Annotated in this window: 12 protein-coding genes and 4 tRNA genes; 1 reads left to right on the forward strand and 15 read right to left on the reverse strand. The window is 55.2% G+C overall.

Annotated features, from left to right (window positions below; genetic code table 11):
- The first annotated feature begins 1 nt into the window (after position 1).
- On the forward strand, positions 2-1,213 hold the full coding sequence (locus V1572_RS01970; RefSeq protein WP_395299661.1) for an MFS transporter: 1,212 nt from the start codon (positions 2-4) through the stop codon (positions 1,211-1,213).
- Between the two features lie 505 nt (positions 1,214-1,718).
- Here the strand turns inward: V1572_RS01970 and V1572_RS01975 are convergent.
- The 15 genes from V1572_RS01975 to wecA form a co-directional block, all read right to left on the reverse strand.
- Positions 1,719-1,795: transfer RNA gene (locus V1572_RS01975), tRNA-Pro, on the reverse strand.
- Between the two features lie 46 nt (positions 1,796-1,841).
- Positions 1,842-1,927: transfer RNA gene (locus tag V1572_RS01980), tRNA-Leu, on the reverse strand.
- Between the two features lie 21 nt (positions 1,928-1,948).
- Positions 1,949-2,024, reverse strand: a tRNA-His gene (locus V1572_RS01985).
- Positions 2,025-2,091: 67 nt separating this feature from the next.
- Positions 2,092-2,168, reverse strand: a tRNA-Arg gene (locus V1572_RS01990).
- 102 nt (positions 2,169-2,270) lie between these two features.
- A complete protein-coding gene (thrP, locus tag V1572_RS01995) occupies positions 2,271-3,656 on the reverse strand; it encodes a bifunctional threonine/serine APC transporter ThrP (RefSeq protein ID WP_045330294.1) in 1,386 nt (461 codons plus the stop codon).
- 197 nt (positions 3,657-3,853) lie between these two features.
- Positions 3,854-4,594: a lipopolysaccharide N-acetylmannosaminouronosyltransferase gene (gene wecG / locus V1572_RS02000; protein ID WP_343666890.1), complete on the reverse strand. Its 741-nt coding sequence runs from the start codon at positions 4,592-4,594 to the stop codon at positions 3,854-3,856.
- Positions 4,595-4,606: 12 nt separating this feature from the next.
- Complete coding sequence (wzyE, locus tag V1572_RS02005; RefSeq protein WP_048226907.1) at positions 4,607-5,959, reverse strand: ECA oligosaccharide polymerase; 1,353 nt, start codon at positions 5,957-5,959, stop codon at positions 4,607-4,609.
- Positions 5,956-7,035, reverse strand: coding sequence for a TDP-N-acetylfucosamine:lipid II N-acetylfucosaminyltransferase (locus tag V1572_RS02010; protein ID WP_063622984.1), 1,080 nt, complete (start codon positions 7,033-7,035; stop codon positions 5,956-5,958). The genes wzyE and V1572_RS02010 overlap by 4 nt, the downstream gene beginning before the upstream one ends.
- A complete protein-coding gene (gene wzxE, locus V1572_RS02015; protein WP_167215625.1) occupies positions 7,032-8,282 on the reverse strand; it encodes a lipid III flippase WzxE in 1,251 nt (416 codons plus the stop codon). The genes V1572_RS02010 and wzxE overlap by 4 nt, the downstream gene beginning before the upstream one ends.
- Before the next feature lies 1 nt (position 8,283).
- Complete coding sequence (rffA, locus tag V1572_RS02020) at positions 8,284-9,414, reverse strand: dTDP-4-amino-4,6-dideoxygalactose transaminase (protein ID WP_262797387.1); 1,131 nt, start codon at positions 9,412-9,414, stop codon at positions 8,284-8,286.
- A 4-nt stretch (positions 9,415-9,418) separates the two neighbouring features.
- Positions 9,419-10,096: a dTDP-4-amino-4,6-dideoxy-D-galactose acyltransferase gene (gene rffC, locus V1572_RS02025; RefSeq protein ID WP_126535097.1), complete on the reverse strand. Its 678-nt coding sequence runs from the start codon at positions 10,094-10,096 to the stop codon at positions 9,419-9,421.
- The gene (gene wecC / locus V1572_RS02030; RefSeq protein WP_048226917.1) at positions 10,093-11,355 is read right to left on the reverse strand and encodes a UDP-N-acetyl-D-mannosamine dehydrogenase; all 1,263 of its coding nucleotides are present in this window, start codon (positions 11,353-11,355) and stop codon (positions 10,093-10,095) included. The genes rffC and wecC overlap by 4 nt, the downstream gene beginning before the upstream one ends.
- A complete protein-coding gene (gene wecB, locus V1572_RS02035) occupies positions 11,352-12,482 on the reverse strand; it encodes a non-hydrolyzing UDP-N-acetylglucosamine 2-epimerase (RefSeq protein WP_262797383.1) in 1,131 nt (376 codons plus the stop codon). The genes wecC and wecB overlap by 4 nt, the downstream gene beginning before the upstream one ends.
- A gap of 56 nt (positions 12,483-12,538) precedes the next feature.
- The gene (gene wzzE / locus V1572_RS02040; RefSeq protein ID WP_045909242.1) at positions 12,539-13,585 is read right to left on the reverse strand and encodes an ECA polysaccharide chain length modulation protein; all 1,047 of its coding nucleotides are present in this window, start codon (positions 13,583-13,585) and stop codon (positions 12,539-12,541) included.
- 13 nt (positions 13,586-13,598) lie between these two features.
- Positions 13,599-14,702 carry a UDP-N-acetylglucosamine--undecaprenyl-phosphate N-acetylglucosaminephosphotransferase gene (gene wecA, locus V1572_RS02045; RefSeq protein WP_045909243.1) on the reverse strand — a complete coding sequence of 368 codons (1,104 nt, stop codon included), beginning with the start codon at positions 14,700-14,702 and terminating at the stop codon, positions 13,599-13,601.
- Between the last annotated feature and the right edge of the window lie 175 nt (positions 14,703-14,877).

Below are 14,877 nucleotides of genomic sequence, written 5' to 3' on the forward strand. Positions count from 1 at the left end.
CATGAACTCGCTTTTATATGCGCTAATTGAAGCGCTGCGCTGCCACCGCTGGCTGCGTCTGCTTGCCTGTGCTTTTATCTTTTCTTCGCTGGGGAATGGCTTAACCCAGGTTGTGGTCTTCGGCTTGCTGTTAGCGTGGTCAGCTCCGCCCGCTCTGCTCACCCTTGCTTTTCTTTTCGCGACGGTACCGGGATTTATCGGCAGTACGATCGGCGAAAAGCTATGCTCACGCTGGTCTCCGATATCCCTGCTGATACTGACCGAAGGGCTAGGCCTGCTCGCCCTGCTCTTTCCCCTGCTTGGTGTGGGTTATCACAGCGTTGCCGCGTTACTCGCCGTACAATCCACCGAGGCGCTGCTCAGCGGGATGAGCTGGCCCGCGCTGACGTTGCTCTTTAAGCGCGGACTTAGCGAAGCAGAGCTGCCTGCTGCGACCTGTCTGGAAAATGTGATTTTTGCTTCGCAGGTATTGTTAGGGACTGGCCTGGGCGTGGTGCTGTTCCAGAAGACGTCCGTGTTTACCCTGCTGGCCATTGATGCCGCCAGCTTTCTCGGGTCACTGCTCATGCTATGGCTGGCTGGACGCCGGTTTTCTGCGCCATCACTCCCGTCCTCCGGGGAAGAGGAAGCCTCTGCGGCATTACGCTGGCGGACGTTGACCGTTCGGCAGAAACGCAGTCTGCTCCTTCTGCCGTCGCTGGCGGCCGTCGGCTCACCGGCTATGGCGCTGCTTCCGGCGCTGGCACAGCAAATCCATCCTCAGGATGCGGCGGGCCTTGCTCTGCCGCTGCTTTTCGCAAGAAGCATGGGTCAGCTTTGCGGTCCCATGCTGCTAAAGAAAGAGAGCCTGACGCGTTTTGCCGCTCATACGCCGCGCATCATCGTTTGTCTCGGCATCTTTCTGGCCGCTTATGGAACGCTACCGTTGTTGTCCGGATGGATGGCATGTGCACTGGGGGCGATTTTTATCGCACATCTGGCCTCGAATATTCTCTTCGCAGCCGGGACGTTTGGGGTACTCAGTAGTTTTCATCTCACGCAAACCGCTTCAGCCAGTGGGAAAGCCTGGCGCTGGCAAACGCTCAGCGCCTCTCTTTTTACCGGCATCGCTGCGGCAGTGGCTGCCGGGTTTGGCTCAGTAGCGGCACTCTATGCTGTCTCGTCTGCGGCCCTGGTGATGGTTGCCCTGATCGTACGTCGGTATCAGGAATAAGGCATAAAAAAACGCCTGCTATAAAAGCAGGCGTTAAAACAGGTCTGTAAGACAACATATTTGGTGCTTCACTCAACGTTATGTCCATGGTGTCTGATGAGGCCGAAGCGACATCTGTCAGTGGACGATAAGCACCGTAAATGGCTCTGCGTCATTCCGGAGTTTATGAGGCACGAAGGCGAACATAAGAGATGGAATGAGCATCTACACGCATATTATTGCACGTAACGTGCCAGGTTCGCACCCAAAACGTTTACATGACGCAACATTTTAAGATAAAAGGAAATTATGCTGTTAAGCGCCGTCTTAAGCCCCACAATGTATCGGTAAGGACAGAATTCTGTCGCCAGGAGGAGACAGCAAAATGGAAGTATGAGTAATTCTTTTATTTTCAATGGATTGTATGTCGCTGAATCGCGACAATGAAACCGGACGCTGTCGGGGAATCACTACAGGGATGAAAATGACAGAAAACAAAAAACCCCGCCGAAGCGGGGTTCAAAATTGGTCGGCGAGAGAGGATTCGAACCTCCGACCCACTGGTCCCAAACCAGTTGCGCTACCAAGCTGCGCTACTCGCCGATGTACTGCTTTTTTGAATTTTTAGTTCAATTCATTTAAAAAGTCGTGGTGCGAGGGGGGGGACTCGAACCCCCACATCCTAAGGACACTAACACCTGAAGCTAGCGCGTCTACCAATTCCGCCACCTTCGCAATTCACAACTCTTTCAATAATGGGGTGGCTAATGGGATTCGAACCCACGACAACTGGAATCACAATCCAGGGCTCTACCAACTGAGCTATAGCCACCACTGTATTCTTTCACGCGGTACTGACTACTTCTCAGACCACCGCAGCTCTAGCGCCGGGACTAAAATGGCGCGCCCGACAGGATTCGAACCTGAGACCTCTGCCTCCGGAGGGCAGCGCTCTATCCAGCTGAGCTACGGGCGCTTAGCGCCGTTGCGGGGCTGGATATTACGTACCTCCGTCCCCGCTGTCTAGTGCTTTTTTGAAAAAAATGCGCGTTTGGTTATGGTTTGCACATTTTGCCGCTTATTCCTCCACTTTCTGCGTGGTGGCACGGCGACCCAGGCCAAAAAGCTTATAGGCAGCCGTCACGGCGGCCAGGAAGATCACCCCGACAAACAGCGACATGCGGGTATCTTCATTAAAGTACATTCCGATTAATACGCAAATCAGGAACGCCATCGTCAAATAGTTCGCATAGGGGAACAGAATTGAACGGAACGGATGGCTTTCAATCGCCTTTTTATGCGCATGACGGAAACGCAGCTGGCTGATGAGGATAACAAACCACGGCACCATGCCCGGAAGGACGCTGGCGCTGTAGACGTAAACGAACACCCGCTGCGGATTAGGAATGATGTAATTCAGGCAAGATCCAATCAGCAGGATTGCAATGGAGACCGCCACGCCCGCCACCGGCACCCCGGCACGTGAAACTTTACTCATTGCCGCAGGCAGTTGGTTATTCTTCGAGAGCGCATAGAGCATACGCCCACAGCTGTACATCCCGCTGTTACAGCCTGACAGCGCGGCCGTCAGGACCACAAAGTTGATGATGCCCGCCGCCGCCGTGATACCAATTTTGGCGAAGGTTAAAACAAACGGGCTGCCCGTCGAGCCTATTTCGTTCCACGGGAAGATGGTCACGATAACGAAGATAGCGCCCACATAGAAAATCAGGATGCGCCAAAGCACTTTGCCCACCGCGCTACGCAGCGTGACCTGTGGATTTTTCGCTTCACCGGCGGTAATACCGATCAGCTCTACGCCCTGGTACGACGCCACAACGATACACAGCGCCGTCAGGAAGCCCTTCCAGCCGCCGGCGAAGAAGCCGCCGTTTTCGGTCAGATTGCCGAAGCCAATCGCGTGTCCGCCGTTGCCAAAGCCGAAGAAAATCACGCCCAGGCCGACGACAATCATTACGATAATCGTGGTGACTTTAATCATCGCGAACCAGAACTCAATTTCACCGTACAGGCGCACGGCAGCCAGGTTTGCCAGCGCCACCAGCCCCACGGCAATGAGCGCGGGTATCCACTGGACCATGTCCGGGAACCAGAACTGGACGTAGACCCCTATCGCGGTGATCTCTGAGATGCCCACCGCCATCCACATAAACCAGTATGACCAGGCCGTCAGGTAGCCGAAGAACGGGCTCATATAACGATGCGCGTAAACGGCGAAAGAGCCGGTTACCGGCTCCAGGAAGAGCATTTCGCCCATGGAACGCATGATGAAGAAAACAAACAGCCCGGCGATAATGTACGCCAGTAATACGGAAGGGCCTGCCCACTTGAGCGTGCTTGCGGAGCCCATAAACAGGCCCACGCCGATAGTGCCGCCCAGCGCTATCAGTTCAATATGACGAGCTTCCAGCCCACGCTGCAGCTCCGGTTTTTTCTCTGCCATAGATCCTCGATTGTGTTTGCTGTTTCCCGGCTTAAGACCGGATATTGTTTTTTAGGGGGACTAAAATACGGTGCGAATGGTTTCTTAAAATCTGCCAAATGGCAAACGATGCATTAAAAAAATGAATGCATTGCACAGATTATCAGCAGTTTTGCAGGCGAGTTGCAGCGCGAATAGCATATCGCGCTACATTTTGATTACATTTTTCCGGTGTAATGCCAGACGAGGTAGCGAAGCAGACGGATCTGTCGTTTAATGCGTGTCGGTTGCGATAGCAGACGATACAGCCACTCCAGCCCAAGATATTGCCAGACCGTTGGCGCACGCTTAACGTGGCCGGTAAAGACGTCGTACGTACCCCCTACGCCCATGTAGAGGGCATCCGGGCAGACCAGGCGGCAGTCACGCATCAGGATCTCCTGGCGCGGGGACCCCATCGCCACGGTGACAATCTTTGCCCCACTGTCACGAACGCGCTCAAACAGCGTCTGCCGACCTTCCGGTTTGAAGTAACCATCCTGGCTGCCGACAATATTAACATTCCATTGACGACGCAGTTTCTCCTCCGTCTGGGCCAGTATCTCCGGCTTTCCGCCAATCAGGAACACGGGCGTACCCTGCGCGCCTGCGCGGGCCATAAGCTGCTCCCAGAGATCGGCCCCCGCGACACGGGAAACATTAGCGTCAGGATACTTTTTACGGATAGAGCGGACCACGCTGATCCCGTCCGCGTATTTAAATTCGGCCGCTTCAATCAGGCTTTTGACTTCCGCGTTATCCTCAACCGCCAGCATTTTTTCCGCGTTGATGGCCACCAGCGTACCGGATTTCATCTGGCCGTCGGCGAACAGAAAGTCCAGCGCGTGCTGCATGTCGCGCCAGCCAATAAGCTGCAGGCCACGTAGCGCATAGCGCGGTGCAGAAATTCTATCAGTCATTACTATCCTTACTCAGACTTGCGACAGCGTTGTGCTGCCCTGCCGCTCGCGCTTGTGCACAAGCCCGGCGCTGTCAAACAGCCAGTACAACAGTTTGGCCAGTAACAGGCAGACGCCGAAAACAACCATGAAGAACACTACGCGCGAAACGAACGAGTCCAGCCCTTCGCGCGCCAGAACGATCATATTGAAAATGGCACCAAAGCAGAAACTGTGCAAAATGGCCGCTTTATAGCGGTTGGTCTCTTCGTTGCCACGCACGTAAAGCCAGTCGAACCACTTGATAATCAGCCCCACGGCAACCGCCCCGGGCAGAATGAACCACGCCCCGCCCATCACCACCAGGGAACCGATCAGCGTGGGTGAAATTGCCAGACCGGAATGGTTGTTCAGCACTTCCCAGGTAAAATAGTTCGCGGTATTGAGCACCACACCAGGGCGATCCGGCCATAGCCAGGAAGGGATAAAGACGTAGAAGTCGCGAACAATCGGCGCCAGCCCCTGGAAATCAATCTTGTCGTAGTTTTGCAGCAGTAATGCCAGGTTTTCCCACGGCGAGAACGTATCGCGCGTGAGGTAGAGGAACGTATAAAACGCCTCATCACCCGCCACGTTCATTCCGTACCGCTTCAGCGCCAGCCAGAACATCCCCACAATGCCAAACACGCCTGCCGCAACCAGCATCCACAGCGAGATCCAGCCGCGGATGATGCCGATAAACAGGAAGATGGCGAAGGCGATGATAATGTTCGCGCGCGTGCCGCCCACAATCATGTAGGTCAGGATGCCAAACGCGACGGTACTGACCAGGAAGAACAGCCACGCTTTGCTGTCCTGGCGCAGGAAGAAGATCACCAGCATCGCCGGGATGAAGAAGTAGAAGAAACGCTTAAGCGCCACGCCCGAAACCTCGGCCGAAAAAATCTGGCTGTAGGAGTGGAGCTTAAACAGCAGGAAGCCGTTATGCATGAAGAAGATGCCGACGCTGACCAGGGCGATGGTCATCAGCATCACCCATGTCAGGTGGGTTTCCACCCTATTCATGTTAAAGAGCGCCCGACGCGGGGCAGCTGTCTGCGCTGAACGCAGACGCGTTTTATAGGTGACGTAGTAGACCGCATAGAAGCAGGTCGCCGCCAGAAGCGCCTGGAGCAGAATATCCGGCGGCGCGACGCTCACGTCAAAACGGAAGACCAGAATGCTGGTGAGCGGGAAGCCGAAAAAGAACGTCAGCAGGAACAGTAACGAGAAGAAGACGTTAAAGTTGAAGCGCACCCGGCGGAATTCAAACCAGGTGAGCGTGGCGATAAACAGGGCGCTCAGAAGCCAGACAACCAGTAAGCCGCTGAATTGCAACTGACTCATGCTTTGTCTCCTGAAGCGATACGCAGCGCGCGGTGCCACGGCGTGAGGTAATTCGGGCTGAAAAAATCGATGCTGTTTTTATCCACCAGCGTGAGCTGACGTTGAGCTTCACGTACCACCTCGACGTTCAGCGTGTCTGAGGTAAACAGCACCGGAATATGCTGCTCGGCCATGTCCTGCCAGAACGGGTTGTCGCGGTTGAGCACGCACGGTACCCCCGCCTGAATCAGCAGACACAGTGTGCCAATTCCCTGCTGTCGGGCAAAGATGAAATAGCCGAGATCGCATTTTCTCAGCAGTGCGAGATATTCCTCAAATTCCAGCTTATCGCTGAGGATGTGCAGATTTTCTGCGCTAAACAGCGCCAGTCCCTGCTGGCGAACCTCGTCAATGTAGGCGTTATTGTTGGCGGGATAGCCCATCGGCACCACCACGTTCACCGTGTCGCCAAACTGCTGATGCACCGCCCTGAGCGCCGCGACATGTTCGTTACTGCGATCGCCGGAATTCCCCACCAGGATCGTCAGCTTGCCTTCACGCACCGCGTCATTGGCCATGGCGTTCAGCGCCGGATCCATGCGGGTGGGGAAATAAAGCAACTCGCCGCGCACGTTGGGGTGCTGTTTAGCAAAATAGTTGAGATCGCCGCGGGTAGCAAAAACGCAGCCCACGCGCCCCTGCGCCATGCGGCGCAATGGATAGAAAAGACGGAATTTCCAGCCGCGGGAGACTTCATAAAGATCGGCTCCCCAGATATGCCAGCTGCACTGGGAGGGTTTAATCCCTCCGCTGAGAAGCGCCAGCCACAGGCCGGTGTTAAACTGCCCGTGGAAGAAGAATCGTTGCTCGCGGTCGGCTTTCGCCCTGGCAACGACCGCCTTTGCCAGCGTTGCCTTATCTGGCCAGAAGCGAATCGTCAGCGCCGGAAATGCCTCGCTCAGGCCCTTATCCTGACCTGCAACCATAAACTCACGCGCATCAGGATCCCCCGATGCCAGCTCGTCGTTGAAGAACCGCAAAACGGTCTGGTTATGGTGTGGGATATCCGATCCCAGGATGTGAATCAGTGCAGTCATGCGCGTTTACGCCACAATAAAAATACACCGCAACAGGCGGCGAAATAAACGATATAGGTTGCCATGTAGGCCTGAGCCGCCCCCAGCGCGCCGTGCGCGGGTATCAGCCAGTGCGAGAACGAGGTCAGTAATGCAAACTGGCTAATTTCCGCCAGGATATACAGCCGCAGGGAGGCTTTTGCTATCACCAGATAGCCGAAAACGTAAGCCCCCACTTTCAGTACATCACCCACCAGTTGCCAGGCAAAGAGATCGCGCATGGCGATGAACTTCGCCGAAAACAGCAGCCAGATGGCGACATCGCGCAATAGCCAGACGGTAAAGCTGGCAGCCGCAACCGCCGGCAATACAAAGCGCAGCGACCGGAAAATCTCACGCGTAATATCCTGTCTGGAGGTCAAACGCGATAAGGTTGGCAGCAAATAAACGCTAAAGGAAGCCGTAATAAACTGGAGATAGGCGTCGGAAATACTGCTCACGCCCTGCCAGATCCCCACTTCATCCCAGCTATAATGCGCCGCCAGCAGGTTACGCATCATCACGTAGGCCACCGGCAGCGTGACGGAGGTGATGAGCGCCATTAGGGTAAATTTACCCAGCTGGCTGGCAAGCAGCGTGTCCCATTGCGGTTTGAGGTAGCTCAGGGGGATGACGCCCCGACGCATCAGCATAAAAGCCGCAGGCACAACCACCAGCGCCGGAACCAGCGCCAGCCCCAGCAGTGCGCCTTCGTAGCCCCCCAGGCGATAGCAGAAATAATAGGCAATCACGCCGATAACGCTGCCCAGGATTAACGCAATCGCGTTTCCGGCCGCATCACGAAACCCTTTCATCAGCGCCAGCAGCAGGTTAGCCCAGGCAATCCCCATCTGAACCAATGCGACCAGACGCACCAGCCCCTGATAGTGGGTGTGACCGAATAATCCCTGGCTGATGGGCGCCGCCGCCAGCAGAAAGATAATCGCCATCAGGGTCGAAAAACCCGTGACCATCGCCGAGGAGGTGCCCACGACCCTGCGAAGCTGGGCCGCATCATCATGATACTGCGCAACGTATTTGGTCACGCCGTTGAAGATACCGGCACCGGCCAGCACCCCAAGGACGGTGACAAGCTGGCGGAAATTACCCGCCAGCCCCACGCCAGAGGGGCCAAATGAGACAGCCAGCAGCTTGACGACCAGCAGCCCGGCGCCAATTTTTACAAGCGTGGACGCGGCGGTCCACACCGATGCTTTTGCCAGAGACATATCAGCCGAAATAGCTCAGAAGGGTATTAATCACCGTACGCTGGTTAACTGGCGCGAGGTTGTAGAACAGTGGCAGACGAAGCAACCGCTCACTTTCTTTGGTGGTGTAACGGTCCTCACCCGCGAACGTTCCAAACGCTTCGCCCGCCGGGCTGGAGTGCAGCGGAATATAGTGGAACACCGCCAAAATTTCGGCTTCTTTCAGCCAGGCGATAAGCTCGCTCCGGTCGTCGTTATCGCGCAGCTTGATGTAGAACATGTGCGCGTTGTGGACGCAATCTGCCGGGATAGTCGGCAGCTCAATACGCCCGGCTTTGGCCAGAGGCTCAAGCGCATCGTAATAGGTTTGCCACAGGGAGAGGCGCTGCAGGTTGATGCGATCCGCGGCTTCCAGCTGCGCCCACAGGTACGCGGCCTGCAGATCCGCCATCAGATAGCTGGAGCCAATATCGCGCCAGGTGTATTTGTCGACCTGGCCGCGGAAGAACTGGCTGCGGTTGGTGCCTTTTTCGCGGATCACCTCCGCACGCTCCACGAGCGCCCGGTCGTTAATCAGCGTCGCGCCACCTTCTCCGCCTGCCGTGTAGTTTTTGGTTTCGTGGAAGCTAAAGCAGCCGATATGGCCGATGGTGCCCAGCGCGCGTCCCTTGTAGGTCGACATCACGCCCTGGGCGGCATCTTCCACCACGAACAGGTTATGTTTTTTGGCGATGGCCATGATGGTGTCCATTTCACAGGCCACGCCCGCGTAGTGAACCGGCACGATCGCGCGCGTTTTGTCGGTGATCGCCGCTTCAATCAGCGTCTCATCAATGTTCATGGTATCCGGGCGGATATCCACAAAGACGATTTTCGCCCCGCGCAGGACAAACGCGTTCGCCGTGGAAACGAAGGTGTAGCTCGGCATGATCACTTCATCGCCGGGCTGGATATCCAGCAGCAGCGCCGCCATTTCCAGCGATGCCGTACAGGACGGGGTCAGCAGCACTTTGGCGCTGCGAAAACGCTGTTCCATCCACTGCTGACAGCGACGGGTAAAACCGCCGTCACCGCAGAGTTTGCCGCTGCCCATGGCAGACTGCATATAGTCGAGTTCCGTTCCGACGACGGGTGGTGCGTTAAATGGAATCATCTTGTCACCTGTATAACCAGTAGGCGGTGGCGTCGATGTTGGCACCACTCGCAATATAACGTTTAAGCGCGGCGGTGTTGCCCACCTGGGTCGCCACCCGCAGCGTCTCAACCTGCTGCTGCTGCGCCCAGTGCAGCGCCGCCTGCATGAGCTTCTCACCCATGCCACGCCCGGCTAATAAGCCAATACGCGCCTCGCGCGCGTTGAGCTTGCGAAGCGAGACGAACCCCTGGAGTTGACCGTCCCCTGCGCGGAAAACCAGGCAGACGTGGTCGAAGGTGCCTTTAACCGCATTCTCTATCCACTGGGCATAGAAACGTCCGCTATCGTCAGGAGCATACCAGGGCGTACGAAAGCGACTCTGCGCAAACGCCTGAGCCGCCATCTGACGCAGCACGGGAATATCCTGCTCGGTTGCCATTTCCGCACCGGGCGCATCGTGCCGGGTGAGGGTTATGGAAAGGTCTGCCTCACCTTCAACCAGCTGAAAGCCGCGTTGCTGGAGCGCGTCAAGCAGGTCGGTACGGTCCGCCGGGATCTTCGCCTGAATCCGTTGCCAGGCGTTCAAATCTGATTCAGCCAGTACCGGCGCATCATCGCGCAGGCGCACAATGGCCGACGGCAGGCCGAAAAAGGCACTCTCCCACTGCAGGGGCTCAAGTACCCCGTTCAGGCTGTTCAACGCCAGACGCCTTTGGTATCAACCACATACTGCTGACGCACCGCATCACCAGGCGTCGCTTTAAACGCTTTATGATCCACCAGCAGCACCAGTACGTCCGCCGTCGCCAGCGCCTCATCCAGCGCTGTCAGCGTGCAATGCCCCGCCAGTTTTGCCGGCAGTTCATGAATATTCGGCTCAACCACCAGCGTTTCACCCTTGTGCCATTCGGCAATCATCTGAGCAATTTCCATCGCCGGGCTTTCACGCAGGTCGTCAATATTCGGTTTGAAGGCCAGACCAAAGCAGGCAATTTTCAGCTCGCTGGCGCGCTTACCGCTCTCTGCCAGACAATCCGCTACCGTGGTTTTGACCTGATTGAGCACCCAGTGAGGTTTGCTGTCATTGACTTCACGCGCGGTGCGAATCAGGCGCGCCTGCGCTGGGTTCTGCGCCACAATAAACCACGGATCGACGGCGATACAGTGTCCACCCACACCCGGGCCTGGCTGGAGAATGTTGACGCGCGGATGGCGATTCGCCAGGCTAATCAACTCCCAAACGTTAATTCCTTGATCGGCGCAGATCAGCGACAGTTCGTTCGCAAAGGCGATATTGACGTCGCGGAAGCTGTTTTCCGTCAGCTTACACATCTCGGCGGTGCGGGAGTTGGTCACCACGCATTCGCCTTCCAGGAAAATCTTGTACAGCGCGCTGGCGCGTTCGGAACAGACGGGCGTCATACCGCCAATGACGCGGTCGTTTTTAATCAGTTCGACCATGACCTGGCCCGGGAGTACGCGCTCCGGGCAGTAGGCGATATTGATATCTGCCTGCTCCCCCGCCTGTTGCGGGAAGCTTAAATCAGGGCGCGCATCGGCCAGCCACTGCGCCATCTGCTCGGTAGCGCCGACGGGAGAGGTCGATTCCAGAATCACCAGCGCCCCTTTCTTCAGCACAGGGGCAATGGACTTCGCCGCCGCCTCGACGTAGACCATGTCGGGCTCATGGTCGCCTTTAAAGGGCGTTGGAACGGCAATCAGGTAGGCATCCGCTTCAACGGGCGTCGTGCTGGCACGCAGGAAGCCGCCCTCCACCGCCTCTTTCACTACACGATCCAGATCGGGCTCGACAATATGAATTTCGCCACGGTTAATGGTTTCCACCGCGCGGGCGTTGATATCCACACCGACAACCTGTTTCTGACGAGAGGCAAACGCCGCCGCGGTGGGCAAGCCAATGTAGCCAAGACCAATGACAGAGATGGTAGTAAAACTCATAGCGATACCCGATTGTTTTTAAGTGCATGCAAAATACGGCCACAAGCCTGCCCGTCTCCATACGGATTATGGGCCCGGCTCATCGCCTGATACGTTTCATCGTCATGCAGAAGGCGCGAGACCTCTTCGACGATGAGCTGCGCGTTGGTGCCAACCAGACGCACCGTCCCGGCTTTCACCGCTTCCGGACGTTCGGTGGTTTCACGCATCACCAGCACCGGCTTGCCAAGAGAAGGCGCTTCTTCCTGAATGCCGCCGGAATCGGTAAGGATCAGCCAGGCATGGTTCATCAGCCAGACAAACGGCAGGTAGTCCTGCGGTTCAATCAAAAGGACATTTTCCACATGACCCAGGATGCGGTTAACCGGTTCGCTGACGTTAGGATTGAGATGGACCGGATAGACAATCTGCACATCGTCGTTCTGCGCGGCGATTTCAGCCAGCGCGTGACAGATTTGCTCAAAGCCCCGGCCAAAGCTTTCGCGTCGGTGGCCCGTCACCAGTATGGTTTTTTTACCGTTGTGCAGGAAGGGATAGCGGGCAGCGAGTTCTTTCTTAAGATCGTCGTTTGCGAGGACGCGGTCACGTACCCAAATTAACGCATCGATGACCGTATTGCCGGTCACAAAGATTTTGTTATCAGCGATATTTTCACGCAGCAGGTTCTGACGCGAGTTTTCCGTTGGCGCAAAGTGGTACATCGCCAGGTGGCCCGTTAGCGTGCGGTTGGCTTCCTCCGGCCACGGCGAATACAGATTGCCGGTACGCAGACCCGCCTCGACATGCCCCACGGGAATACGTTGATAAAACGCGGCCAGGCTGGTCGCCACGGTCGTGGTGGTATCTCCGTGTACCAGCACCACGTCAGGCTTGAATGACTCCAGGATCGGCTTGAGATCTTGCAGTATGCGACAGGTTATCTCCGTCAAGCCTTGCCCCGGTTTCATAATATTAAGGTCGTAATCCGGGACGATGGAAAAGAGCGTTAAAACCTGATCGAGCATCTCACGGTGCTGGGCCGTGACGCAGACTTTCGCTTCAATATCAGGATCGCTGGCCAGGGCATGAACCAGAGGTGCCATCTTAATGGCCTCCGGCCTGGTGCCAAATACGGTTAGTACTTTCACATCGATTCTCTTCGATTAGGCGATGAAGGCCGCAGCCTTCATCGTAGACGGCATTCTTAGTTTGTGCGACGACGCGTTAACGCCACGCCAGCGCCCGCCAGTGCACCGACAATCCCCCACATGATCATCAGGAATGCACGACGCGGACTGTCGCGTTTTACAGGTTCTTCAGGCGTTCGCAAATAACGATAGGTCTGAAAACGCGGGTCCAGAGAGGGACCGACATTAAGCGTATTGAGCATCGCGCGATTTTGATCGTAATCGAGGTCAACATCAGGACCGACGGCCTGGAGATTTTCCAGGCGTGCCTGCAGCATAGGGCGACCAAGAAGGAACATTTCAGAGTCAGGCAGTTCATCAGCCGGCACGTCCGTCTCACTACGAGAAATATTGTGCTGTTCCGCAATTTTCAGCGCCTGCTCAATGTTGTGTACACGGCGAGTAAAAATCGCTTTAGCCACCTCTTCCTGACGTTTCACCTGGGCTTTCATCTGGATGGTACGGGCCGCCCAGGCGCCTTTAAGCTCTTCGTTAAGATGGCTTGCGGCACGCTGGCTGGCAAACGCGACGTATTGACGCAGCAGGTTGTTGGCATCCGGCGCGGTTTCTGCAATCAGCTTGACGCTGTCATTCACGTTACGCAGCGCGTCGCCCGGCATAAACTGAATATTGTTAATCAGATCGTCCAGCAGGGCGGCATCGGCTTTGGTGTTATCAACCCGACGCTGCTTGTAGTAATCCGTCTGGGACCAGAAGTCGCGACGCGTATCCCACGAAGCCAGTTGCATCACAAACTCTTTGTAGGCCTCATCCATAACGGAAACCTGATCTGGCGTGGCAAGGTTGGCTTTGATATCCAGGTTTCGCAGGAATTGCTGCTGGGAATAGTATCCCCCAAGCATGTTAACCGTTGGTTTGTCCGTGATTGCCGTGGCGCTCCATTCCTGTTTTGCAAAGAACGTATAGGCCAGCGCTAACAGTGCAAATCCCAGCGCGATCCCCGCAATCCAAAGTTTGCCTGCCCATAACACGCGAAACAAACCCCGAATATCCAGTTCATTCTCTGTTACCACTGATTTCGCTCCCGCCAACGGTTGAGTCATCATAGTCCCGGTTTTACTTAGTTAATGTTGTGTTTTTGCCACTGTTACGACGCATCCTGCGTTTAATACGTTTAATGAACCGCGCCACTTTCCATGCGCGCTTAATGCAGTAGCCGTACAGGAAAAATGCTAGCAAGAATAATACCAACATGACCCATTCTGGCACAAAATGAGCATACTCCGCGGCAACACCCACTCCCGCAAGGATAGCAGCCGCTACGGTTATCAAAACAAATGCCTGTCTGGAGGTGAATCCAGCTCGCATGATCAAATGATGAATATGCTGTCGGTCGGCTGAGAAGGGACTCATCCCTTTGCGCAAGCGGCGATACATTATCGCAACCATATCCATTAACGGGATAGCGATAATCCACAACGCGGTAACAGGGCTGATAGGATGGACTTGTCCCTGAGTCGTTTCCAGTAAAATCCAGATGACGGTAAACCCAATGAGTGTACTGCCCGCATCACCCATAAAGACTTTATAGCGGCGCCCCAGCGCACCGAGGTTTAACAGGATATAAGGCAGGATGGCGGCAATCATGGCGAAGCACCACATAGCAAGACTATATTGTCCGTCAAACCACAAAATAAAACCGATCGCGGCAAATGAGACGCAGGAGAGTCCCCCCAGCAAGCCATCAATACCATCGACCATGTTGAATGCGTTTATAGCCACCCATACGGCGAAAAGCGTCAGAAAATAGCCGAACGGGCCGAGCACCATCTCCCACGAGCCAAAAATATAGCCCAGGCTACTCAAGTAGAGTTTTGCTGAGACCATCATGGCAATGCCAACTGCCGCCTGCACAAAGGCGCGAATTTTAACGCTGATGTCATAACGATCGTCAAGCGCGCCGACGATAACCAGTACCGTTGAACACATCAGGTATAATTTGACATGTGGGACATAGTAGTTAGCAATTGCGAAGGCATAGCAAATACCCGCAAATACTGAGATACCACCCACCAGGGGGATCATACCCTGATGACGTTTCCGGAAGTTGGGTTTATCCACTAACCCCACGTATTTCGCCACCTTACGCGCAATAAACAGAAAACAGGTGGTGAATAAAAAAATACTGGTTAGATCAGTAAACGTATCGAATAGGTTCACAATGGATTCTCAACAAATGTTAGTCTCGGAAGTATAACCATGAAGGCTCATAGCCCGAAGGTAAAAGTAAACCTCTTGTGACCTCATTTGTATATTATTCAAGCTATTAATGTTTTTACTCTACGAATCGTCTTATTGTTACACCTACACGTCAAAATTGGGAGTAGGTGGTACT

This window comes from Enterobacter quasiroggenkampii, from assembly GCF_043972695.1.
GTDB lineage: Bacteria > Pseudomonadota > Gammaproteobacteria > Enterobacterales > Enterobacteriaceae > Enterobacter > Enterobacter quasiroggenkampii.

What these genes read in the sequence shown, in the direction of transcription:
- V1572_RS01970 (WP_395299661.1), top strand. Translation starts at nt 2, where the DNA reads ATGAACTCGCTTTTATATGCGCTAATTGAAGCGCTGCGCTGCCACCGC.
- thrP (WP_045330294.1), bottom strand. Translation starts at nt 3,656, where the DNA reads ATGGCAGAGAAAAAACCGGAGCTGCAGCGTGGGCTGGAAGCTCGTCAT.
- wecG (WP_343666890.1), bottom strand. Translation starts at nt 4,594, where the DNA reads ATGACTGATAGAATTTCTGCACCGCGCTATGCGCTACGTGGCCTGCAG.
- wzyE (WP_048226907.1), bottom strand. Translation starts at nt 5,959, where the DNA reads ATGAGTCAGTTGCAATTCAGCGGCTTACTGGTTGTCTGGCTTCTGAGC.
- V1572_RS02010 (WP_063622984.1), bottom strand. Translation starts at nt 7,035, where the DNA reads ATGACTGCACTGATTCACATCCTGGGATCGGATATCCCACACCATAAC.
- wzxE (WP_167215625.1), bottom strand. Translation starts at nt 8,282, where the DNA reads ATGTCTCTGGCAAAAGCATCGGTGTGGACCGCCGCGTCCACGCTTGTA.
- rffA (WP_262797387.1), bottom strand. Translation starts at nt 9,414, where the DNA reads ATGATTCCATTTAACGCACCACCCGTCGTCGGAACGGAACTCGACTAT.
- wecC (WP_048226917.1), bottom strand. Translation starts at nt 11,355, where the DNA reads ATGAGTTTTACTACCATCTCTGTCATTGGTCTTGGCTACATTGGCTTG.
- wzzE (WP_045909242.1), bottom strand. Translation starts at nt 13,585, where the DNA reads ATGACTCAACCGTTGGCGGGAGCGAAATCAGTGGTAACAGAGAATGAA.